The following is a 23,877-nucleotide window of genomic DNA, read 5'->3' on the forward strand; positions in this document are numbered from 1 at the left end:
CTGTTCCGACCTCAGTTGCTTTTTATGGTAAGAGTTCAATCTATATATGAATCTTCCACAGGTTCTAATTGATTGACTGTTGGGGATGGAGCTGTGATTTTTTTGAAAGGATTAGCGAAGCGGAAGTACTTCACTTTATTCAATGTATAAGATAAAATTGAGCAACTCAAAAGAGTATAGGCAAAATGCGTAAAATCCAAATACAACAAAGACACAACTAAAATCCCAAACGTGATAACAAATAGACTTTTCCCGATATTCACATGATAATATTTTTCAATTGCTTGATAAACGATATCGGTGCCGCCAGTGCTGCCCCCAAAACGAAAAACTAAGCCACAACCGATTCCCGAAAGAATGCCAGTCATTAGACTATTCACTAAAAGATTTCCAACAGCAAAGTGGACATTTAAATTTTCCCATACATGCAAGAAGAAGACCAGAGAAAATGTTCCGACGATCGTTCGAATAAATGCATGTTTTCCAAAAATAAACAAGGAAATCAGCAATAAAGGTAAATTTATAATCAGTGAGGTGATGGAAGGCGCAAAGCCAAATAAATGATTAAGTAAAAGAGCAATTCCTGTGACACCACCGTCAGCTAATTTTGAAGGGAGATTGATTCCGGTTACCGCTAATCCATAAAGAGCAGCCCCAAAAATAATTCCACATAAGTCTAATAAAAATTTTACTTGTTTCATCTCTAACCTCTTTTCTTTTTGAAAATTTTCAGCAATCTTTATATTACACTGAATGGCTCTATAAATTCAATAGGTAAATAGAAAAAAATATACATAATGAAGTGTATTTAATTTTGGTCAATCATTCCTTGTAAAACAATCTTTTAAATCAAAAATGATTCTATGTAAAAATATGTATTGCATAATTTAGGGATAAAAAAATAGTGAATAAAATAGTGTGATAAATAAAAAAATGTATTTAAATATAAAAAAACATAAATTATTTTATTAAATTTAACGATTATGATGTTAAAACAACCGATTTTTACTTTTTTGGTCACTGACACACAACTTAAAGTATAATAATTATTGAACAAGCCAGTAAACAAGTATCTCCCCCACGAGATTTTAAAAGTTACTGGCTGTTTTTTTTTGTTCAAAATTCCAACTTCTCCTTTACAACGAGAACAATTGTTCGTATAATAAAAGAGCGAACAATCGTTCGGTATAAAATAATAGAGGTGATCAGAGATGCAATCAATGAGACGTTTTGGTGCGATGTTGTTGATTTTATTTTTTGGAATTATTATAGGTAATTATGGGTTACAAACAGCATTATTGATTTTTTTACCTTCGTTTGTATTATGGTTTGTGATGTGGGATGAAAAAAAGTATCGACAAAATGAACGAAAACGCAGGTATGAAGAAACCTTCTATCAACATAGAGCTACGTACGATTCAAAATAACTAAATACAAAAACAAAACTTGCAATCACTTCTCACCATCTAGTCGATTGCAAGTTTTTTTTTAAAACAACTTAGTTGGGGATTTACTTCGCTATGTTTATACTTAAAGGAGAACAGAAAGGAAGGTCATATGAATACGTTTATCGAAACGCTCAGTGAGAGAAAAGAAGAGTTATTCGCAGCAACATTTCAGCACTTATCTATTTCATTGATTGCATTATTGATTGCCGCAGTGATTGCGATCCCACTTGCTATTTGGGCAGTCAACCATAAAAGAATGGCAGAATTTTTGTTACAAGTAACGAGTGTGCTGCAAACTATTCCCTCACTTGCACTTTTAGGATTATTGATTCCATTTGTAGGGATCGGCACTTTACCGGCGTTGATCGCCTTGATCTTATACGCCTTATTACCGATATTTCAAAGCACTTATATAGGATTAGCAGAAATCGATCCATCAATCGAAGAAGCAGCAGTTGCTTTTGGGATGTCTCGTTTTCGAAGATTGATCAAAGTAGAATTACCCATCGCGCTGCCTGTCATTATCTCAGGTATCCGTACTGCGTTAGTATTGATCATTGGTACAGCAACATTAGCAGCCTTGATCGGTGCTGGCGGGCTAGGAACATTTATCTTACTAGGGATCGATCGGAATACACCTGTTTTAACTTTGATCGGCGCAATCAGCTCCGCCTTGTTAGCTATTGTTTTCAGTAGCTTGATCCGTCTATTACAACACTTGAAACCTCGTTATACGATGATCACTTTAGGCTTGATTTTGACTTTAGTCGCAGGTGCTTCCATTTATCAAACTGGTTTCTTGAAACAAGAGAAAATCACGATTGCCGGTAAGCTTGGTGCAGAACCAGATATATTGATCCAGATGTACAAAGGATTGATTGAAGAAGAAACCGAGGCGGAAGTCGAATTAAAACCGAATTTCGGTAAAACCAGTTTTCTATTCAGCGCTTTAGAAAACAAACAAATTGATATTTATCCTGAGTTTACTGGAACAGTATTAGAGAGTTTGGTTACAGTTCCAGAATCAATCAAGGACCAAAAATTAACAAAAGAAGAAACGTATCACGAGGCCAATAGACTGTTAAATGAACAGTTCTCAATGACACTTTTAAGTCCGATGGCTTATCAAAACACATATGCTCTTGCTGTTAAACGTGACTTTGCGGATGAGCACCAATTAAAATCAATTTCTGATTTAGCTAAAATCGAGAATCAAATGAAGGCAGGGTTCACGTTAGAATTTATCGACCGTGCGGATGGGTACAAGGGGATACAGGAACTTTATCAGTTAGATTTTCCGAGTGTCCAAAGCATGGAACCTAGTTTGCGTTACCAAGCAATAAATAATGGTGATGTCAATGTAGTTGATGCCTATTCTACCGACAGTGAACTGAAACAATACGATTTAGTCGTCCTAGAAGATGACCGAGGCTTGTTCCCTACCTACCAAGGCGCACCATTGATGAATGAAGATTTTGCCAATGATCATCCAGAAGTCGTGGCAGCTTTAGAGAAACTTAGCGGCAAAATAACGGAAGAACAGATGCAAACGATGAATTACCAAGTAAATGTCGAGAAAAAACAACCAGCTGAAGTGGCACGACAATTTTTGGTTGACCAAGGTTTAGTGAAGGAGGGTAACAATTGACCGAACTGATTGAATTTAAAAACGTCCAAAAAACCTTTAATGACAAGTATGCAATTAGACAATTAGACCTTTCGATCAATGAGGGAGAGATCTTTGTATTGGTAGGTCCTTCGGGAAGTGGAAAGACAACTTCACTAAAAATGATCAATGGACTCTCTTTACCAAGTGTCGGTGAGGTATATTTCAAAGGTAAATCATTAAAGGACTATAACTTGCAAAAAATGCGTTGGCAAATGGGATATGTCTTGCAACAGATTGCATTATTTCCAACGATGACTGTCAAACAGAATATCGAAGTGATCCCTGAAATGTTAGGCTGGGAAAAACAGAAACGATCCGAGACTTCGGATCAGTTACTGGCAAAAGTTGGTTTAGATCCTGATATCTATCGTGATCGAATGCCACAAGAATTGTCTGGAGGAGAACAACAGCGTGTAGGGATCATTCGGGCGTTAGCAGCCAATCCTGAAGTGATCTTGATGGATGAGCCTTTCAGTGCGTTGGACCCTCTATCAAGAACTTCCTTGCAGGAGCTTGTTTTATCACTTCATAAAGAATTAGGTACGACGATTGTTTTTGTTACCCATAATATGGAGGAAGCAATTAAACTAGGGGATCGCATCGCTGTGATGAAAGAAGGGGCATTGATCCAATGTGATACACCAGAACAATTATTGATGCATCCTAAGAATGACTTTGTACGTAGTTTCTTCGAGGAATCGATCCAAGAAAAAGATCAGACAGTTGAACAACTTGTACTTGCTGGCTTTTTTGAGAAAGAGATCACTGAACAACGAAGAGTGGTTCAGCTTGATACACCACTAAAACAATTATTTGCTCAACTAGAAGCAGTCGAAACAGTCAACATCTATAAACAAGAAATTCCGATTGGATCGATCTCCAGAGAACATGTCTTTGCATTTCTAAGTGGGAAACAGAGTTGATTTGGATGTTTTAGACAGGTGAACCCTGACTTATTTAGATAACTAGACACAAAGAAGTAGTGGTTCAATAAAAGTTATTTAAAAAAATATTAGAATAACAAATAAAGAAATGATTGAATAAAGGCGTTGATTTTCGGATGCTTTTATTCGATCATTTATTATTACAAATATTATTTAACTGTAAATTAAAAATATCTCATGTTATCTTCATTTTTCTTATAGACATAAGACGATTTATATTTTAAAATTATGATTAAGTAATAGTACATATATTTTTGTTGAAATCTTATTTCAATGATAAATCTAAATGAAAATTGAATAATCATATAAGAAAAAAATGGAAAAATCACAGACGGGGTGTTATTTTTTTGTTTATTACTGTGCTTTTTTATTAGATTTGGGGGAGTAAAATGAAAGGAATATTAAATAAACAAAGTACAAGGCAATTAGCATTATTAGAATTGCTATGGGAGAATGAATGGTTGACCGTATCGAAAATTGTCCAAGTCATCGGGGGAGTCGAAAAGACGATACGAACGGATATCAAACATTTAAATGAAATAATCAAACCGCTTAAAATTGAAACATCTTTTAAACACGGGGTTTTCTTGGATAAAACACTTGGGGTCTCAAAAACACATCTTTATTCTTTGTTTTTGCAAAACTGCATCGAATGTCAGATCATCGAAGAAATTTTTATCAATCCAAAGCTTTCTAAAGGTGAGTTATGTGATTGCTTGTTTATCTCAGAGACACAGTTGAACCGCTTGTTGGCCAAGCTAAATTCAGTTTTAGAAAAATTTTCAATACAGATCAGTCATGAATTGACGATTGAAGGTTCAGAGATAAATATTCGTAAATTATTTGCTAGTTTGATGTATGAAAAATATCTTTCTGCGGAAACGCTTCTTTTAAAAGAAGAGTTTGACCTGATCGATCGATTGATCCAATGTTTTTATGAGGAAAACATAACGATCATTGAAGCGAATGACCAACATCATTTTTTATTAAATAAAATACATTTAAAAGTACTAGCTGCGCTATATCGATGCAAGCAAGGCGCTTTTATAGAAAAAAAAGCAACTGTTTTTAACTACAAAACCATTTTGAATGACGAAGAATTAAAACGTAGATGTAAAGAATCTTTTGAAATTGAACTGAATGAAGACATATTATACAATTTATTTGCCAACTATTGCGAACCTTTTAAAGTGACCGGAGCTTGCCAACAGTTTGGTATGTTTCAATCATCCTTACATAGTAAAATTGAACGACTGATCAAAGATTTATCTCAACGATTTAATATCGAGTGTTCCCATAGTGATACATTGATTGCAGACATTTTATGGAGTAGTTATCGAATCACTGGACCGACTTTCATATTGAACAATGTGATTGAAGAATTTGTTTTAGAATTAATGGGTGAAAATCAAACAATCATGTTTGAATTAAGAGAGTGTTTTGCAGAAATATATGAAGAACTTGAACTTAAACCGTTTGATAAGAAAAATATGGTGTATCAATCGATCTATAGTTTGGTTACACAGTGGTCTGATTTTAGGATCGAGATGAAAAAGACCCATCAGATCAAGGCTGCATTGATCTTGGATGTTCCCATTGGTCATTTGCGTATGTTGAAGGAAGAAATCGAAATGCATTTCAGAAGTACGTACTCCGTTGATATCTTGTCACCATTTGATCTGTTCAGCCAAGTAAAATTAGAAAAATATGACTGTGTGTTGACAGATGTTTGTACAATCCGAGGGTCCATCGAACAACCGAGGGTGATTGGCATCCCACATTATTTCGATAATGAGTTCATTCACAAATTACATACTTTTATTATAAATAGAAAAGAAAGTATCAAGTTATTTAGAAAAGAACTTGTGATGTAATCTGTTTAATAATCCAATTTATTAGATATGCCTATACTGGCATATCTTTTCTTGTTCTTAATTAATAAAAATGCAAAAAATCATTGATAAATATCTGTTTTGGAAATGGTTATCAATCGAATGATCACTGAAAAAATGAGAGCACCTTAATTTTTTTAAACTATACCAATTTTTTGAATGATAGAATTATTGACATTTTCAATACATTTACCTATAAGTTCTAACGTTATTTTACCAAGCAGTCGGTAGATTGAGATTATTTTTAGATAAATCACTATGTTAAAAATAATGTAGACGTTCAATATTTTTTGTTTGGAGAGGTGGAAACGAAATGAGAGAAATCTTAGATGGACGTTTGAAACGTCAGTTGAAGATTTTGGAAATATTATGGGATACTCAGTGGATGACGACAGCTGAATTAGCCGAAATGATCGAAAGCTCAGAAAAAACAACTCGAAATGATCTTTCACAAATCAATGAGATGATTGCACCGCTGACAATTGAAACCTCCTTTAGATCAGGAGTATTGCTAAAGAAAAATCTGAAAACACCCAAAGCATTCATCTATTCAAAAATTTTGAGTAAAAGTTTGGAATATACCTTACTTGAGACACTATTTTTTAGAAGAGTAAGTTCAAAAGACGATCTAAGTGATAGTTTATACATATCTGAAACACAAGTATCACGTATTATTAATCGAATCAATCAAGTCATCAGTAAATATGAATTTAAAATCAATAATCATCTCGATATTGTAGGTAATGAAGGGAATATTAGAGATTTTTTTTCTGCTTTTTTTGCAGAAAAATATAATTTACCTGAGAATTTAATGAAAGGCGATGATATCTCTCTGATCACGGATATCATCGAAGTATTTGTAAAAGAGAATACGATCTGGGCATTAGTCAATAATGACAATCATTTATTTTTAGGAAATATGAAATTTCATTTATTTATTTGTTTTGTTCGTTTGAAGCAAGATTATCAGTTGATCTCAAGGAATGTACCGTTCATTTTCCAACATTTCGCAAATGAAACAGAACTTTTAGGACGTATCAATGAAAATTTTGCCGTCAGTTTAAGAGAAGAAAACCTCCAACAACTTTTCTATGAGTTTTATCAACCGATTCATCCGACTTTACGATTACAATATTTAAATGTCCAAGTTGATGCAGTAAATCAAAAAAATAAACTAAATCAAGTAATTGAATATTTAGAGAATAAGTTCGGTATAGTTTGTGAGAATCGTGATCAATTGATTCATGATATTTATTGGACAACTATGAATATGGTAAGACCCACCTATATTTTACATAATAAGAAACAAGAATTTTTTCAAAACGTAAAAAGAGATAGTCCCACACTAGTGAAAGATCTTGAAGACCGATTTTTTGAGATTTATCAGACATTAGGATCTGCATTTCATAGCTATCTAGATGAAATGATCCATCAATCCGTCTTCAAGTTGTTGACTTCCTGGTCAGATCTATGGGTACAAGTACGGAAGCAAAAGATAAAACTCCATGTCGCACTATTATTAGATAGTTCTTATGATCATATGCGTATGCTCAAAGAGGAAATCAAATTTTATTTTCGACACAATATCAATATAGAGATTCTCAACCCTGCGACAAAAATACAAAATGATTATTTAAAAAAGTTTGATTGTCTTCTGACAGATATCTATTCCAATGACTATTTTGAAGTGCCTACTCTTGGTATTTCTAACTATTTAGATGAAGCGATCATTGATAAATTGGTCGAGTACTATCACATCAAAGTGGATGAACTTGCTGAGATTTGATCGACTATACAAAAATCAGTTGGCAATTGTTTCAGGATAGTTTATTCGATTCCGCGATATATCGCTCAATTATTTCTTTTGGTGGGAATTATTAAGAAAAGTTCAAACTGATTGGTTAAAATAATATGTTATTTATTTTTTCTTGGTTTCATATGGACTCTATAATGCTATTTTATCACTGTTATATATGGGGTATTGGTCAATTATTGTAAGTCTGGTTTGTATTTGTTACTAAAATAAATAACTATATATTCTTATTTTATTTACCAAACTGGCGGTAAAACTTAGTTTTAAAAGTGCTGGTTTTTTAAGGATAATTGTTTTGTGGGAATCGTGTCGTTTATATTAGGAGGTGAAGGGTAAGATAAAAAAGACGATGTATTACATGATAGGTGTGTTGTTGTTATGCGTTATGAGTCCAACTGTCTATCATGCTCAACAATCAGAAATACAAACAGTTCATGTCGAAGCAACGATCGGTGATTTAGGTAATAGTTCCGAAAATCAAGACGACACAGGGCAGAGTACCCAAAATGAAGAACAGCAAGCTACAGGTCCAACATCAAACAAAAGTAAAGGTTCTTCCTCTAATTTTCCACAAACTGGGGAACGTTTGACCAATGGAATTGCTTTGATCGGTTTATTGCTTACTCTTTTTTCGATAGGATTGTTTTATACATTCAATCAAAAAGAAGAACGACTACAAAAAAATTTAGTGAAATAATATAGATTATTTCAGCAAGGAGAGAAATTCAATATGAAGAAGCTAAGTAATTTAGCAATTGTATCTACAATTTTATTAAGTGGTTTAGGACTTGGTTCAATGAACGCTGCTGCCAATGACTTGGGATGGATTCCTGGACAACCAGACAATTCACCGGGACAAACGATCAAAGGTGATGACAAAGCAGATGTTCAAGTTTCAGGATGGATCGGAGAATGGGATCCAGTTGATCCAGAAGATAAACGCTATATCGATATCACGATCCCAACGACTGTAAGATATGCAAATGCAATGGCAGAAGACGGAACGCCTCAACCAGAGATCGTTTCCCCATTATATGCAATGACAAATAATTCAACTTCACATAGAGTGATGATCGAAGTAGATAGTTTTGCGGAGACAAGCTCAACTGGGATCACTCAAGATTTGTTCTTTACACCATTAAATGAAGCAGCGGTTCGTTTGCAAAGTGCTTCTGGACAGTTCTTGAATACTCGTACTTACTTGACAACTATCGGAACAGGACAAACAAAATCCTTGAAATTTGAAGGAGCAATCACTAGTCCTTTCCAACAAGATGTTATTGTGACACCTGCATACACGATGTCATTCCATTTTTCTGCATTAGCTAACTAATCTTAGCAAAGTTGATAAGTATTCCATTACCTATTTTAGTAGAAAGAGTCTGAATAACAGACTTTTCAGTTATAATTTGAGAAAGGAGGTTGAGAAAAATGGCACATAGTAATAATATTGAAAAAAAGAATCATAGTAAAAAGAAGAGAACTTATATCTTGTTTTCTTTGCTACTCGTATGTCTTGTAGCAGGGATCGGCGGATACTTTTATTTTAATCAATCTCCTCCTCAAGTAGTGGCAGGATTGCCTGATTTAGATGATCATCTGTCAAGATTGAGTAATGAAGATATTTTAAAAGCAATGCAAGATCAAGTAGATAAAGACAAAATGCGTATTCTTTTGAAACATGATATAGAAGTTGATAAAGAAGGAAAAGCGAGTGTCGATGTACGTAATAATGGTCAGAATGCATTCAATATCCAAGTAGAATACTATCTAGCGTCAAATAATAAACAATTGTATAAATCAGGATTGATTCCTCCAAACAACCGAATAGACTCTATCCCTTTTGAGAATCTACCTGATGCTGGCAGTCATGATGTTAGAATTTTATACAATATTTATAACGAAGAAAAATTGGTCAATACAACAACGATCGATGGTACAATCAACATTAGTTGATCGCTGATTGAAGGTAACATAAATAAAAAATGGAAGGCTCTGAAAATAGATTATCTATTTTCGAGCCTTCCATTTTTTTATTTAACTTTTAACTCAATGATAAATTGTTCTTAGTACCAACCGTTAGCTAACCAGAAAGCCTTGGCTGCATCCCAAGAGCCATAACGAGAAGCCACATATTGTTCTGCCACTCTTTCTTGATTGGCAGCAGAGTAGTCACCGTTCAAGTAAGAAGAGTCTAATTGGTAACGGCCGATATAGCGTCCGTTTGTTGCTGTATAAGAACCGCTAGACTCTTTTTGTGCGATCCATTCTTTGGCATCGTTCGTACCAGTTGAAACAGCGACTTCAGTAGCTGGTGCTTGTTCTACAACTGGCGCTTGTTCTACTACAGGTGCTTGTTCCACTACAGGTGTTTCCACAACTGGCGCTGTTTCTTGAACAGGTTCCACAGGTGCTTGAGTAGCGACAGGTGCAGCTGCTTGCTCACCAGTAGGAATAGTTAATTCTTGACCTGAAAAAATCAGGTGAATGTTTGAGATTGAGTTAGCTTCGGCAATTGTTTGGATCAAGGAGTTGTCACCAACGTATTTTTGAGAAATCGTTGATAAAGTATCACCTGATTGAACAGTGTAGGCTTCGTCTGCGTGTGCAGAAGTACCCATAAATAATGCAGCGCCGGCGGCCAAAGTTGTTCCAAAAAGAATAGTTTTAAGTGATTTCATGAAAGATCTCCTTCGTATTTTAAAAAGTTATTTTGATTAGCTGTTTTCGCTAACGAGTAATACTTTACCATGGGATTATATTTCATAGGTGATAAAAACGTAACAGTTTATGACAAAGCTACCTTTTTTGTAATATTCAACGAAACATATGTAATCGAAAAACGCTTTCTTTCCTTTAATTAAAAGAATGTATGTTCTCTTTTTTTGATGAAAAAAATTAGTTAAGAAAATATTAAGCGGATAATAAATATGTTTTTTTCTATTGTAGAAGATAAAATGGGTGGCTATCTATCAGTCATAATAGCTATTCTTAAGCCTGTTGACGACAATACAAAGGAGTAAATAAAAAAACATGAAGCAAATGGTTGCCCCATGTTCTAAAAAAATCAAATCCCAATTATTGATGTTCTACACGATTGGAGATCATTGGAAAGAATTTCAAACAATAAATAGCACAAATCCCAACAATAATATATATAGCTTTAGCTAAAATAGTCGTAGAGCCGCCTGCAATCGTCGCAACTAAATCAAATTCTAATAAACCGACTAACAACCAGTTCAATCCTCCAACAATCAACAATGTTAAAGCGATCATATCTAATGTTTTCATTGAAATTACCCCTTTCCTATATGACATACTATTATTATAAAACAATTAAAGAATTTGTACTAAAATATTGCCTGTAATTTAATTTATAGTCCTTTCATTTCAACGTTTTATAGAATTTGAAAATTTAAAATAGATATGTCTTGACAATAGACAAGTAAAAGATTAGATTTAGCTGGTTATAAAATAATAATATTTATTAAGGAGAAGAACATGAAGAAAAAATGGATGATTACTGGATTGATTGCATTGTTGCTAGGGGCTATTGGTTATACGGGCACACGGTTTGCAGGAGAAGTTTTATTCTGGGGTGGAGAATCTGATATCACTAAGATCAACGAAAATTTAGAAAAACTTGATCAACAGTTAACAAGCCATGACCAAAAAATCACTGACTTAAATAGTCAATTAGCAATAAAAAATCAAGATCTTCAAAATATACAAACAAAAGCGCAAGAATACCAAACAAAGATCACTGACTTGGAAACGCAAAAAAGCCAATTGGTTGCTGAACATGCAAATTTACAAAACCAATTAACCAGTAAAGAAAATCAATTAAATGACAAACAAATCGAAATCAACAATAAGATCAATGAAATAACTCAAAAAATAAACGAAATCAATACCCTAAATAGTCAATGGAACACTAGACTCCAAGAAATCCAGGGCAAATATACAGAGATGCAAAGTACGGTTAATCAGTTAAACGAACAAATCAGCCAATTAAATCGAGAAAAAACAAATTTGCAAACTGATTTAGCAACCGCGAAGAAACAATTAGAAACTATTTCAGCAGAAAATAGTAATTTGAGAAGTTACATCGCACAATTAGAAAAAGCGAGAAACGATGCAAAGCAAACGGCGGAAAAATCTCAACAAATCGTTGATCGCCAAGTGCATAAGTAGACGTTAAAGATACTTTTTTAGAGTTGTTTTTCCAAGGAAAATCACTTGAAAAACGGAACGTTTGTTCGTATAATGGTGATGAGGGGAGAGATGACAATGGAAAGAAAATATGGAACAGTCTCAAAAATCAGAACGATCAAACTAGGGGAACGACCACTGATCCGTTTTACTTTAGGCTCAGAGAATTGCTTGATTGCTAATCATAGTCTTAATTTTATTGCCGATGTAGATGAAGGAATGAAGATATTTGTGAAAGGCTACTATAATAACCGTAAGCAATTTGTCGTCAAAGACTACACGGTATTAGAAAAACCAAACATTGTTGTCGCTTTTGAAAATAGTCTCTTCCCTAAACAGAAGATCATCAAATGAGAGAACAAAGTCAATGTTCGATATCAAGAACTAATGGATTACTCTTATATAGGTAGAAAAATTGTAAGTTGACTCGATGAACTGCCTTGTTTTTTTAATAACAAACAAAAAAACTCATGGCATAAACCATGAGTTTTACTTATTGATGCAGACGATGGGATTTGAACCCACACGAGCTTACGCTCACAAGACCCTCAATCTTGCATGTCTGCCGTTCCATCACGTCTGCAAGAAACAACACTTTAATCATAGCGAGTAACGAAATAGATGTCAAGATATGAAAGAGGAAAATCATGAATAAATATGATGGGGAATTTTCAATTTTAGGAATGGTGGCAGGCATTATCATTGGATCTGCATTTGGACAATTGACTATGGGGATATTCTTAGGTGTGATTATCGGGATCGCTATGGATTGGGCAGCAAATCTTTGGAACGATCGGCATGAGAAATAAAAGTAAAAAAAGTTGATTTTCATCTAGGATTTCTTTAAAACGGTGGCAAAATCCAGATGAATGGAGTATGATATGGAAATAAATGGGTATAATCAGAAATTTCTAACTTTTTTGAAACGAGGGATTGGATCACTATGAGAGAATTTGAAAAATCCAACAAATTAGAAGGCGTAAGTTACGATGTCCGCGGACCGGTTCTTGAAGAAGCAGAACGAATGCAAGAAGAGGGCATCAGTATATTAAAATTGAATACGGGAAATCCAGCACCATTTGGATTTGAGGCACCAAATGAAGTGATCCGTGATTTGATCATGAATGCCAGAGATTCAGAAGGCTATTCGGATTCAAAAGGGATTTTTTCTGCACGAAAAGCGATTGAACAGTATTGTCAATTGAAAAAATTTCCAAATGTGACGATCAATGATATCTATACTGGTAATGGGGTCAGTGAGCTGATCACGATGTGTATGCAAGGGCTATTGGACAATGGCGATGAAGTATTAGTGCCAATGCCAGATTATCCTTTATGGACAGCTTCTGTTTCTTTGGCTGGAGGAAAACCAGTTCATTATGTATGCGATGAACAAGCCGAATGGTATCCAGATATTGAGGATATCAAATCTAAAGTTACCAGCCGGACAAAGGCAATCGTGATCATCAATCCTAATAATCCAACAGGAGCTTTATATCCGAAAGAGTTATTAGAAGAAATCGTGAAAATTGCACGAGAACATCAATTGATCATTTATTCAGACGAAATCTATGATCGTTTAGTGATGGATGGCTTAGAGCATATCCCGATTGCGACTTTAGCACCTGATCTATTCGTTGTCACATTGAATGGCCTATCTAAATCACATCGTGTGGCGGGATTCCGTGTCGGCTGGATGGTGTTGAGTGGTGACAAATCAAATGTAAAAGGCTATATCGAAGGGTTGAATATGCTTTCCTCTATGCGTCTTTGTTCAAATGTCCTGTCACAACAAATCATCCAAACTGCCTTAGGGGGCTACCAAAGTGTGGATGAATTGCTATTGCCTGGTGGACGGATCTACGAACAAAGAGAATACATTTATAATGCAATCAATGATATCCCTGGATTATCAGCGGTTAAGCCGAAAGCAGCTTTTTATATCTTTCCAAAAATCGATACGAAACGCTTCAATATTACCAATGATGAGCAGTTCGTATTAGATTTTCTGCACGAGCACAAGATTTTACTTGTTCACGGAGGCGGTTTTAACTGGCCTGATCCAGACCACTTCAGAATCGTTTACTTACCAAAATTAGACGATCTAAAAGTAACGGCGAAAAAAATGCGTGAATTCCTGACAACCTACCAACAAAGATAGGAAATATCATAATTTGGCTGTTGTGCGTGTGTATTAAGTAGGTAGTATTAAGCGTAAGCGAGTAACTGATGGAACATATCAAGATTTTATGAAGTAAGTGAATCACTATAACAATTGGAATCAACGATTCTTATGGGCGTTTGCTTACTTCACTAAATCAACCGTTTTTGTCTGAGTTTTATTTTCATTTGACACCTGTAAATAACCAGTTTCGAGTAAGAGCCAACGAGTAGTAAAAACGATGTGATTGGTAACTTTTTTTATAAAGTAAATACGACTTCACCTAAAAGCCGTCCCGATACCGAGGCGTTTTTTTAATGTCAATTTTTGAAAAATGATTCGTTGCTTTTGGACTTTTCTTGAAGTTTACAAAGTAGTCAAGTACAATACATGTAGTCATGCGAATACGCATATTTTTTTGAGAGGGGGATACTTATGGAAGCATTAGTCGATTCCTTTGGTACGATCATCAAAGAAATCCGAAAAGAACAAAAAATGACTCAACAAATGCTTTCACAAGGCATTTGTTCTCAAAGTGTGCTGAGTAGAATCGAAAATAACGAAGAGTTACCAAATGTATTAGTGATGGCTCAGATCTGTCACAGGCTTGGTGTAACGATCGATTATGTCATGAACTTATCCAAGGACAAGATTCGAGCAGCAACTAGACAGTTTGATCTTCTGGATCTTTACTTTTTAAAAAGAGATTATCGTAAATTAGAACAAGAACTAAAATCAGCGAAGGTGACAGAGAATCTCTATTCAGCTGAGGATTTTCAACGGTATTATTATTATTTAGGTGTTTGTGAATTTACATTAAGGAAAAACCTAGTAAAGGCACTTAGTTACTTGAAAGAAGCATTGACTTACTCCAGCCAAAAAGATCGGACACATGTCTGTGATATCGAGATCCAATTGATCAGCTGTATTGGGAAAGTCTATGGGGTTGCAGGGAGAAGTACAGAAGCAAGATATTATTTAAGTCGTAGTGTCCAACTCTTGCATGATACGATCAACGAGCACAACAAAAGCGAATTGACCCAGATTTTTTATAATTATGGTAGTTTTCTATTTCATCAAGGAGAACGCCAAGCAGCCCTTGAACAAGTGAATCAAGGGATTCGTTGGGCACAAGAAAAAAATAGCTATTATTATTTAAATGATTTATTTATTCTAAAAAGTTTGATCTACAAACAGCAAAATGAACTATCAAAAGCATTGTTTTATGAAGAATTAGCTCAAGCAGTAAAAAAGATTGCTAAAAGTATATAAATGGTGTAGACCATTCTTGACTTCTTTCGTAAATAAGAGTAATTTAAAGGTAGATCATCAAAGGAGAGAATAGAATGAGAACTTATATCTATGCTGACAAATTCTTTTTAGCATCTGGTGTGAAAAACACTGGATATCTTGAAATCACTGATGGGCTTTTTGGCGAATATCTTTCAGAAAAACCAGCTGGTGAAGTAACGATCATTGATCAAAGCGGTAAATGGATCGCCCCTGGACTTGTAGACACACATATTCATGGGTTTATGAATCACGATGTTATGGATAATGACGCAGAAGGAATCAAAGCTATGTCAGAAGGTTTGTTATCTTGTGGGGTAACTGCCTTTTTACCTACAACATTAACCTCTAGTAAAGAACGTCTAAGAGATGTAGCAGAGACGATCGGAAAAATGTACCATGAAGCTCCTGGCGCTAAAATCAAAGGGATCTATTTTGAAGGACCATTCTTTACAGAAGAGCATAAAGGCGCGCAAAACCCAAGTTATTTTGGCGACCCTGATTTGGCAGTCTTCAATGAATGGCAAGAAGCTTCAGGCGGATTGATCAAAAAAATCGCATTAGCACCAGAACGCGCAGGTGTCGAAGAATTTGTAAAACAAGTGACAGATGAAGGCGTTGTCGTTGCTTTAGGTCATAGTAATGCAACGATCAATGAAGCACAAGCAGCTGTTGAAGCAGGTGCAAGCGTGTTTGTTCATGCGTTTAACGGGATGCGCGGCTTGAACCATCGTGAGCCAGGTATGGTCGGCGCATTATTATCATTGGATCACGTATTTTCTGAGTTGATTTGTGACGGTCACCATGTCCATCCAAATGCAGCACAGATCCTGATGGAAAAAGCAGGACATGAACATGTGGCTTTGATCACGGATTGCATGATGGCTGGTGGAATGCCTGATGGTAACTACAATTTAGGTGAGTTCCCAGTAGTCGTAAAAGATGGAACGGCTCGCTTAGAATCTGGAAATCTAGCTGGAAGTATCCTAAGATTAAAAGAAGCAATCAAAAATGTCGTAGATTGGGGCTTAGCTACACCAGAACAAGCCATTATGATGGCTACGTACGTTCCTGCAGTTAGCTGTAAGATCGACGATACATGTGGAAAGATTGCTAAAGGAAGAGATGCTGATTTCATCGTCTTGAATCCTGACATGACCTTAGATGCCACTTATTTAGATGGTGTTGAACGTTATCATGCGTAAAAAAGAATAAATGAACAGCCAAAAGGAAGAAGCAACTCGTAGCTTTACTCTCTTTTGGCTGTTTTTTTGTGGTGTTTTTTAGATAAATAGTTGGTTACTGGATCAATACTTCTAAGCGTGTAATAAATTCATTCTGGTCATTGGTTTCATGGAAATCTACGAGATAGAGTTCATAAAATGGACTTTTTAATTCTAGTTGATGTGTTTGTGCATATTTTTTCATTTCTTGAATGCCTGTGACTTGTTGCTCATAGGCTCCTTGGTAAGTGTAGGTCAAGTATTTCCCGGATGGTAACGTAGACACCTCATTGATCAAAGAGGCAGTTTCTGGATAGAAATAAAAGACTTGATAAGCAAAAGAATCTGACTCTTCATGTAAGATACTTCCAAATAAATTTTGATTGTTGGCACTGAGGTGTTTCTCATGTTTTTTATGCAGTTGTTTCAATGCGTAATCGACATCATCACTAGTCGTCATTTCATCGTCTTTGATGACTTGACGTAATTGATGTTCCATCACGATCGGTTGATTGAATGGAGTATCTTCTACTTCATAGATCAACTGTAAGCGATCATCTAATAAGGCGATTTTTTCTTTTGATTCTGCAATCAACCGATGCAAAGAATCAATTTCAAATCGTAAAAGTTCTTTTGTTCGATCGATATTTTTATTATTCAGATATTCGACGATCTCAGGCAAAGAAACATCAAAATATCGCAGATCGCGAATCGTATTTAGTTGTTCTAATTCTTTGTACGAATAATTTCGATAACCGTTGTCGTCATAATCTGGTTGGATCAAACCGATTTTTTCATAGTAACGTAAAGTATGTGGGGTAATATCATATAATTTTGCTAATTCATTGATTTTCAATCGATTCACTTCCGTTTGATTTTATTTATACTTTATATCTGTTCCTCATTTTACTATTAGTTGATTCAAAAAAGCGAGTATTTTTAAATTATTTACACAAAACCCTTGACCTTAGAGTTACTCTAACCTGTAAGCTGATTATAGATTAGTCAGTGTTGGAGGAGAAAAAGTATGGAATGGTATAACAAGTCAACGGAAGAAACAATCAAACAAGTTCAAGTCACAGAATATATCACAGAGAGTGATCGGCTGGAACGTCAACAAAAATATGGAAAAAATAAAATGGAAGAAAAAGATCAAACACCAGAATGGCAAAAATTCTTATCTTATTTCCATGATGCGTTGATGTACATCTTATTAGGGGCAGCGATATTGAAAGTTGCAACTGGTGCATTGATGGAAGGTGGCATGATCTTTTTAGTTGTTTTTCTAAATGCGATGATCGGGTACTTCCAAGAACGAAAAGCAGCTTCTTCTTTAGATAGTATCAAAGGATTATTGAGTGATAAAGCAGTGATTTTAGAAGATGGTAAAAAACGAGAGATCGATCCGGCAGACTTGGTCGTCGGCGATCAAGTAGTCTTGACTGCTGGAGATATCGTACCAGCAGATGTTCGGATCATCGAATCATTCAATTTACAAGTGGATGAGGCGATTTTAACAGGAGAAACACATTCTGTCAGCAAAACTGTTGATAGCTTACCTGAAAATACAGAATTAGCTGAACAAGTAAATATGGCTTTTTCGGGCACTAAAGTTGAATCTGGCAATGGATTAGGTGTCGTTGTTGAAGTAGGTTCGAATACTCAAATCGGTAAAATCAGTCATTCTTTATCAACTGTTGAAGAACAAGAAACCCCGTTATTGAAGAAAATCAAGGAAATGAATACAAGTATATTTAAAGGAATCAGTGCGTTGATTTTGTTAATTGCTCTTGTTTCGTATTTTTATTATGGTATGACATGGGGCTATATCGCTACGGCGATCATTGCTTTGATCGTTTCTTCGATTCCAGAAGGCCTGCCGTCGATTTTAACGATCATTTTGTCGATTGGCGTGAATCGAATGGCAAAGAAGAATGCCATCGTAAAAACATTGCCTACAGTAGAAACCTTAGGTGCGATGACGGTTATTTGTTCAGATAAGACAGGGACATTGACAAAAAATGAAATGTCTTTAGTTCATATAGCGACACTAAATGATTGGTATACGCCTGAATCATTTGCACAAGTAGCACATACAAAAGTCGAAGAATATTTGTTACAAGCAATGCATAATTGTCAAGAAACACAATTAGCAGATGGGGATTGTCCTGAAACGGGAAATGCAACAGAACTTGCATTATTACGTTATACAAATACGCAACAGGCAATAATCCATTCACCTATTGCCAAAATCCCTTTTGATTCAGCGTATAAATACATGGGGACTGTTCATGAGATCAATGGGAAGAATATCTTGTTCGTAAAAGGTGCACCGGATGTATTGATCGAAAAAGCGGGACAACAAATGGATGCTAGAGGTATGAGCCAGTCGATCGATAAAAAACGTTGGCATAAGAAAAATGAAGATTTAGCGAGTCAAGGGCAACGTGTGTTAGCTTTTGCGATGAAAGAAATCGGCGATGAAGACTTATCTCATGATGCACTAGATGAAGCATTGACGATGATTGGCTTATGCGGTGTGATCGACCCACCAAAAGAGTCAGCAATCGAAGCAGTGAAATCAATGCAACAAGCTGGAATACGTGTCAAAATGATCACAGGCGATCATCCACTGACAGCGAAAGCCATCGCAAAACAACTAGGATTGCAAAATCATCAAACAGCAATCACAGGAAAAGAGCTGAATCAACTGTCAGAGCAACAATGGCAACGCGCAGTAAGTGAAAACGATGTATTTGCGCGAACGACACCAGAACACAAATTGGCAATCGTTTCTTATCTACAAGCGCAAGGTGAAATTGTTGGGATGACCGGCGATGGTGTAAATGATGCACCAGCATTGAAAAAAGCTGACGTCGGGATTGCTATGGGGATCAAAGGGAGCGATGTTAGTAAGCAAGCAGCAGATATGGTTTTAGTCGATGATAATTTTGAGACGATCGCTTATGCAGTCAAAGAAGGACGTCGGATATTCGACAACTTGAAGAAAACGATTCTCTTTTATTTACCAACATGTTTGGCGCAAGGATTATTGTTACTTTTCTCATTGATCGGAAACTACCCATTACCTTTGACGACTGTGCAAATCCTATGGTTGAATCTAGTTGCTTCGATCACCTTGTCCTATGCTTTAGGATTTGAACGGGCAGAAAAACAAGTGATGAGTCGACGACCACGACCATTGAACGAACGGATTTTGTCACGATATGCGTTGATGCGCATTTTGTATGTAGGGATGATCTTGACGATCTTAGGCTTAACTGCGATGGAATATGTCTCAAACGATGCACGTCAGACGGTGTTGATCAATGCGATGGTGTTTGGTCAAGCCTTCTATATGATCAATTGTCGTAGGATCAGCGAATTTAGTTTAGATAGAGGATTATGGAAAAATACCGCATTGTTTTATTCAATTGGGATCATGATTTTGCTTCAAGCCGCGATGATCTGGTTCCCACCATTACGAATGGCTCTAGGAACAAACCTACTATCAAGTACGGAAGTCGTCATCAGTCTTTTACCTGGATTACTTTTATTCTTCTTAGTAGAAATCGAAAAATATGTTTTATCAGCTAGAAGTTACAGGGTAGGTGCTTGATCATCCATATTATTGAAAAAACATAGAAAGATACCAAAGTAACTAGGTGCTTTTTATTCACACTAAACCCAAGTAATGTTGGAAGAAGAAACTAGTTTATAAAATAAGTTAGTAAAAACGTCCGAAATGAGAATGATCATTTCAGACGTTTTTTTGTACGTTATTCTGTTTCATATACCTAAACATGCGCGATACGTTTTTTGTTAAATGTTCAAAGATAAAGCCCCAGTTTGTCATTGTTAATGCGAGCAACCTTAGATAGTAGAAAGTTAAAAAAATTCGACAATTGATTTCGAAGAGTTTGCGTATCTTATTAGTAGATCGGCAAAACTCCCATTAAATCGCTGGATTTCTTCTTTTTGGTGAGAGCGAGGAAACAAACAAACCGTTTTTTCATTTGCTAAGAGATAATCACCATCGATCGTACGAGCCACCAAGTAAAAGGATGAAAGGAGATTCGCGACCTCCGCTTCATCCAGGGAGGTATAATCGATTGTTCGCAGAATACTAGCTTTGAAATGTTGGTAAGAAGGGAAAAATACAAGTTCCTCATAATCGAACAGCTCGTTTTCTTCCAGCCATGCGAGTGTTTCTTCTAATGTACGATTTTGCTTCAATTGTTCAAACAATCGTTTCACCTACTTTTTATTTGGTATCAATACCGTAAAATCAATCGTTGGATTATTGCCTGTTCCTTTTGCCTCTAACTCGACACTTTCAGGGATGAGTTCATCGCCAACATAATGTGGAGTAACACGATAGCGTACAGTTTCACCATGATTCAACGCCTTACGGATTTTTAGTTCATAGTAGTTCATGTAAGGATCATTGACTGGAAATTGAAACAAAGTAACTAGATTTCTTTCGTCGTCGCCACTACCGCCGAACTGTTTAGCGATCAGATGTCCGCGAGAATGATCGTATCTGGGACCAGAAATAAATCCAGGAGGACGGATGTCACGGTTTGCGCTGGTTCCTGTATTGATCATTGATTTTTCCAATAAGGCATCCGCACCAGTGGGACGTCCTAATCGATCAAGCTCATGATACTCGATCCATCCTTTGTTTGTTGAGAGTTCAGCCCCATCAAAGGAAGCTGTTCCTAATTCTTGTGGCCCAGGATTGTTTCCAGTCGGTGCTAAGTCTTCTTCTTGTGGTAAGCCGTTGTTTCTTGGTTCAGATGAGTCAGGTATACTACTTGTGATAGTAGCTTCACTTTTGCTTGTACTTTCGACTGGTTTATCAGAAGACTCCATACTATATGTACTCATGTTTGATCGTTGTTCAGTAGAAACTTCCGGTTCACTATCGATTGAAGCAGTAAAACTAGATTCACTGTAATCCCTTGAGATCGGTTGTTCTACATTCACTAGATCCATTCCGATAAAGCCAATTGCGCCAAAAACAACTATAGAGATCAATGTACCCCATAGTTTTTTTAAATTTTTCATTCGTTCACCTCCTTTGTTAGTATAATCCAAAACCAAGCGGACTAAAAGTGAAAACTTTATCCAAAGTAGGTTAATTATATAGGTTAGTATGATATGATAATCTTGTACACAAAGGAGGCGAATGAGATGATAGGAGGAATCGCAATCATCACGATTTACTGGTACGTTTTACTCATATGCGCTGGGGTTGCAGTGTTACTTGTTATTTTTGGAGATGTCTTTGATTTCGATGGACCTATTGATCCGATGCTGATCGTTCCCTGGTTGACTTTTACCAGTTTATTAGGTTATTTAGGTGAATCCTTGACCGACCAGTCCTCATTAGTGATTTTCGTGATCAGCGCGATTATTGCAACCGTTTTAGTTTTTTTGTTGAATTTTTATATCTTGATGCCGATGAAGCACGCAGAATCGACGCTATCAACTTCTGAAAAAACATTAGAAGGTCAAATCGCGACAGTGGTGACCCCGATACCGATCCAGGGAATGGGAGAGATCCAATTAAAAAGTGTTACTGGTTCAATCAGTCGCCCTGCTTGTTTTTATACGCCCCAAGAGAAAATGATCGGACGTGGCGAAAAGGTGTTGATCATTGAAGTAAGAGACCGTGTTTGTTATGTTACACCGTACGAAAGTATGTTGAAAATGTAAAGGAGTGGAAGAAATGGAAATATCTGGAGTGTTTGTTGCAATTGTTTTAGCAGTGTTGATCGTTTTAATGTTATTGATCGTCTTTGTCGCTAAGTACCAAACGGCAAAGCCTGACGAAGCATTGATCATCAGTGGTAGTTACTTGGGAAGTAAAAATGTTCATGCCGACGAGAGTAACAATAAAATCAAAATCGTCCGCGGTGGTGGTGCATTCGTATTACCAGTTTTCCAACGTTCGAATCGCATCAGTTTATTATCAAGCAAATTAGACGTGTCTACCCCAGAAGTTTATACAGAGCAGGGTGTGCCGGTGATGTGTGACGGTACTTCGATCATCAAGATCGGTTCTTCTGTCGAAGAAATTGCGACAGCAGCGGAACAATTTCTAGGGAAAACGCGAGAAGAACTTGAAAATGAAGCGCGTGAAGTATTAGAAGGTCATTTGCGGTCGATCCTAGGTTCGATGACAGTAGAAGAAATTTACCAAAATCGTGACAAATTCAGCCAAAGCGTGCAAGAAGTTGCCTCGGTGGATCTAGCAAAAATGGGCTTGATCATTGTTTCGTTCACGATCAAAGAAGTCCGTGATAAAAATGGTTATTTGGATTCTTTAGGGAAACCACGGATTGCTCAAGTCAAACGTGATGCAGATATTGCAGAAGCAGAAGCACTAAAAGAAACGCGTATCAAAAAGGCGGAAGCAGAGAAAGAATCTCAAGCTGCAGAATTACAACGCCAAACAGAGATCGCCGAATCTTTAAAAGAAAAAGAATTGAAATTAGCTGCCTATAAACAGGAACAAGATGTGGCACGAGCAAAAGCTGACCAAGCGTATAATTTAGAAAGTGCCAGAGAACAACAACAAGTAATCGAACAAGAGATGCAAGTAAAAGTCGTCGAACGTCAAAAACAAATCGAATTAGAAGAAAAAGAAATCATTCGTCGTGAAAAACAATACGATTCTGAAGTGAAGAAAAAAGCCGATGCGGATCGTTACGCCAAAGAACAAGAAGCCCAAGCGCAAAAAGTCAAAGAAGTGACTGAGGCAGAAGCAGAACAATTTAGAATCGAAGCCTTAGCCCAAGCCCAAGCCAACCAAACTCGTTTAGCTGGACAAGCCGAGGCAGAAGCCACGTTAGCAAAAGGGAAAGCGGAAGCAGAAGCAAAACAAAAAATCGCAGATGCGTTCAAAGAATATGGAGAAGCTGCTGTGCTTAGCATGGTGATCGAAATGTTGCCTCAATTGATGCGTGAAGCGGCACAACCGCTAGGCAATATCGAAAAAATCTCTGTTGTTGATACAGGAAACTCCTCAGGTGAAGCAGGTGGCGCCAATCGAGTGACAAGCTATGCGACAAACTTGTTGTCGACGACACAAGAAACGTTGAAAGAAACAACTGGATTGGATATCAAGGATATCATTGAGAATCTTTCCACACGTGGAAATTCTAGACAATTGAATGTCTATGAAGGATCAAATGAACCGAAAGAATAACTTAAGAAA

Annotated in this window: 23 protein-coding genes and 1 tRNA gene; 17 read left to right on the plus strand and 7 right to left on the minus strand. The window is 36.3% G+C overall.

The annotated features are described in order from the left end of the window. Window positions 1-35: 35 nt before the first annotated feature. Window positions 36-701, minus strand: coding sequence for a YitT family protein (locus IGJ14_RS05435; RefSeq protein WP_010735721.1), 666 nt, complete (start codon window positions 699-701; stop codon window positions 36-38). A gap of 510 nt (window positions 702-1,211) precedes the next feature. On the opposite strand from IGJ14_RS05435, the gene IGJ14_RS05440 reads away from it, so the two are divergent. The 8 genes from IGJ14_RS05440 (at window position 1,212) to IGJ14_RS05475 (ending at window position 9,722) form a co-directional block, all read left to right on the plus strand. Beyond that, on the plus strand, window positions 1,212-1,427 hold the full coding sequence (locus IGJ14_RS05440; protein ID WP_010735720.1) for a hypothetical protein: 216 nt from the start codon (window positions 1,212-1,214) through the stop codon (window positions 1,425-1,427). Between the two features lie 130 nt (window positions 1,428-1,557). Next, window positions 1,558-3,096 carry an ABC transporter permease/substrate-binding protein gene (locus IGJ14_RS05445; RefSeq protein WP_019723585.1) on the plus strand — a complete coding sequence of 513 codons (1,539 nt, stop codon included), beginning with the start codon at window positions 1,558-1,560 and terminating at the stop codon, window positions 3,094-3,096. Beyond that, the gene (locus IGJ14_RS05450; protein ID WP_019723586.1) at window positions 3,093-4,040 is read left to right on the plus strand and encodes an ABC transporter ATP-binding protein; all 948 of its coding nucleotides are present in this window, start codon (window positions 3,093-3,095) and stop codon (window positions 4,038-4,040) included. The genes IGJ14_RS05445 and IGJ14_RS05450 overlap by 4 nt, the downstream gene beginning before the upstream one ends. 410 nt (window positions 4,041-4,450) lie before the next feature. Next, window positions 4,451-5,935 carry a helix-turn-helix domain-containing protein gene (locus IGJ14_RS05455; RefSeq protein WP_019723587.1) on the plus strand — a complete coding sequence of 495 codons (1,485 nt, stop codon included), beginning with the start codon at window positions 4,451-4,453 and terminating at the stop codon, window positions 5,933-5,935. Window positions 5,936-6,266: 331 nt separating this feature from the next. Further along, window positions 6,267-7,739, plus strand: a complete 1,473-nt coding sequence (locus IGJ14_RS05460; protein WP_065096555.1) for a helix-turn-helix domain-containing protein — start codon at window positions 6,267-6,269, stop codon at window positions 7,737-7,739. A 376-nt stretch (window positions 7,740-8,115) separates the two neighbouring features. Then, complete coding sequence (locus tag IGJ14_RS05465) at window positions 8,116-8,463, plus strand: LPXTG cell wall anchor domain-containing protein (RefSeq protein WP_019723588.1); 348 nt, start codon at window positions 8,116-8,118, stop codon at window positions 8,461-8,463. A gap of 33 nt (window positions 8,464-8,496) precedes the next feature. After that, window positions 8,497-9,099 (plus strand): hypothetical protein, encoded by a 603-nt coding sequence (locus IGJ14_RS05470; protein WP_019723589.1) that lies wholly within the window; start codon window positions 8,497-8,499, stop codon window positions 9,097-9,099. A 98-nt stretch (window positions 9,100-9,197) separates the two neighbouring features. Beyond that, window positions 9,198-9,722: a hypothetical protein gene (locus IGJ14_RS05475; RefSeq protein ID WP_019723590.1), complete on the plus strand. Its 525-nt coding sequence runs from the start codon at window positions 9,198-9,200 to the stop codon at window positions 9,720-9,722. Window positions 9,723-9,832: 110 nt separating this feature from the next. Here the strand turns inward: IGJ14_RS05475 and IGJ14_RS05480 are convergent, their stop codons facing one another. Both IGJ14_RS05480 and IGJ14_RS05485 read right to left on the minus strand, forming a co-directional pair. Then, complete coding sequence (locus IGJ14_RS05480; protein ID WP_019724622.1) at window positions 9,833-10,447, minus strand: LysM peptidoglycan-binding domain-containing protein; 615 nt, start codon at window positions 10,445-10,447, stop codon at window positions 9,833-9,835. Between the two features lie 397 nt (window positions 10,448-10,844). Further along, the gene (locus IGJ14_RS05485) at window positions 10,845-11,057 is read right to left on the minus strand and encodes a DUF378 domain-containing protein (RefSeq protein ID WP_010735711.1); all 213 of its coding nucleotides are present in this window, start codon (window positions 11,055-11,057) and stop codon (window positions 10,845-10,847) included. Between the two features lie 210 nt (window positions 11,058-11,267). Between IGJ14_RS05485 and IGJ14_RS05490 the strand changes: the two genes are divergently transcribed. Further along, on the plus strand, window positions 11,268-11,960 hold the full coding sequence (locus tag IGJ14_RS05490; RefSeq protein WP_019724533.1) for a hypothetical protein: 693 nt from the start codon (window positions 11,268-11,270) through the stop codon (window positions 11,958-11,960). Window positions 11,961-12,056: 96 nt separating this feature from the next. Next, a complete protein-coding gene (locus IGJ14_RS05495) occupies window positions 12,057-12,332 on the plus strand; it encodes a hypothetical protein (RefSeq protein WP_019724534.1) in 276 nt (91 codons plus the stop codon). Between the two features lie 146 nt (window positions 12,333-12,478). Here IGJ14_RS05495 and IGJ14_RS05500 read toward each other — a convergent pair. Then, window positions 12,479-12,561: transfer RNA gene (locus IGJ14_RS05500), tRNA-Leu, on the minus strand. Window positions 12,562-12,625: 64 nt separating this feature from the next. On the opposite strand from IGJ14_RS05500, the gene IGJ14_RS05505 reads away from it, so the two are divergent. The 4 genes from IGJ14_RS05505 to nagA all read left to right on the plus strand — a co-directional run bounded on the left by IGJ14_RS05505 (window position 12,626) and on the right by nagA (window position 16,634). Next, on the plus strand, window positions 12,626-12,787 hold the full coding sequence (locus IGJ14_RS05505; protein WP_019724415.1) for a hypothetical protein: 162 nt from the start codon (window positions 12,626-12,628) through the stop codon (window positions 12,785-12,787). Between the two features lie 134 nt (window positions 12,788-12,921). Further along, window positions 12,922-14,139 carry a pyridoxal phosphate-dependent aminotransferase gene (locus tag IGJ14_RS05510; protein ID WP_019724414.1) on the plus strand — a complete coding sequence of 406 codons (1,218 nt, stop codon included), beginning with the start codon at window positions 12,922-12,924 and terminating at the stop codon, window positions 14,137-14,139. A 435-nt stretch (window positions 14,140-14,574) separates the two neighbouring features. Then, a complete protein-coding gene (locus tag IGJ14_RS05515; RefSeq protein ID WP_010735706.1) occupies window positions 14,575-15,411 on the plus strand; it encodes a helix-turn-helix domain-containing protein in 837 nt (278 codons plus the stop codon). A 74-nt stretch (window positions 15,412-15,485) separates the two neighbouring features. Further along, window positions 15,486-16,634, plus strand: a complete 1,149-nt coding sequence (gene nagA / locus IGJ14_RS05520) for an N-acetylglucosamine-6-phosphate deacetylase (protein WP_029594281.1) — start codon at window positions 15,486-15,488, stop codon at window positions 16,632-16,634. A gap of 94 nt (window positions 16,635-16,728) precedes the next feature. Here the strand turns inward: nagA and IGJ14_RS05525 are convergent, their stop codons facing one another. Next, a complete protein-coding gene (locus IGJ14_RS05525; RefSeq protein WP_253181800.1) occupies window positions 16,729-17,517 on the minus strand; it encodes a MerR family transcriptional regulator in 789 nt (262 codons plus the stop codon). A gap of 162 nt (window positions 17,518-17,679) precedes the next feature. Between IGJ14_RS05525 and IGJ14_RS05530 the strand changes: the two genes are divergently transcribed. Continuing rightward, window positions 17,680-20,271, plus strand: coding sequence for an HAD-IC family P-type ATPase (locus tag IGJ14_RS05530; RefSeq protein WP_019723960.1), 2,592 nt, complete (start codon window positions 17,680-17,682; stop codon window positions 20,269-20,271). Window positions 20,272-20,540: 269 nt separating this feature from the next. Here the strand turns inward: IGJ14_RS05530 and IGJ14_RS05535 are convergent, their stop codons facing one another. After that, the gene (locus IGJ14_RS05535; RefSeq protein WP_019723961.1) at window positions 20,541-20,900 is read right to left on the minus strand and encodes a hypothetical protein; all 360 of its coding nucleotides are present in this window, start codon (window positions 20,898-20,900) and stop codon (window positions 20,541-20,543) included. A gap of 9 nt (window positions 20,901-20,909) precedes the next feature. Beyond that, on the minus strand, window positions 20,910-21,722 hold the full coding sequence (locus IGJ14_RS05540; protein ID WP_019723962.1) for a DNA/RNA non-specific endonuclease: 813 nt from the start codon (window positions 21,720-21,722) through the stop codon (window positions 20,910-20,912). 126 nt (window positions 21,723-21,848) lie between these two features. Here IGJ14_RS05540 and IGJ14_RS05545 point away from each other — a divergent pair, with 126 nt between their 5' ends. Next, window positions 21,849-22,373, plus strand: coding sequence for an NfeD family protein (locus IGJ14_RS05545; protein WP_034690200.1), 525 nt, complete (start codon window positions 21,849-21,851; stop codon window positions 22,371-22,373). A 13-nt stretch (window positions 22,374-22,386) separates the two neighbouring features. Beyond that, the gene (locus IGJ14_RS05550) at window positions 22,387-23,868 is read left to right on the plus strand and encodes a flotillin family protein (RefSeq protein ID WP_019723963.1); all 1,482 of its coding nucleotides are present in this window, start codon (window positions 22,387-22,389) and stop codon (window positions 23,866-23,868) included. Window positions 23,869-23,877: the final 9 nt, after the last annotated feature.

Source organism: Enterococcus sp. DIV1304_2, assembly GCF_050555445.1.
Taxonomy (GTDB): Bacteria; Bacillota; Bacilli; order Lactobacillales; family Enterococcaceae; genus Enterococcus_B; species Enterococcus_B pernyi.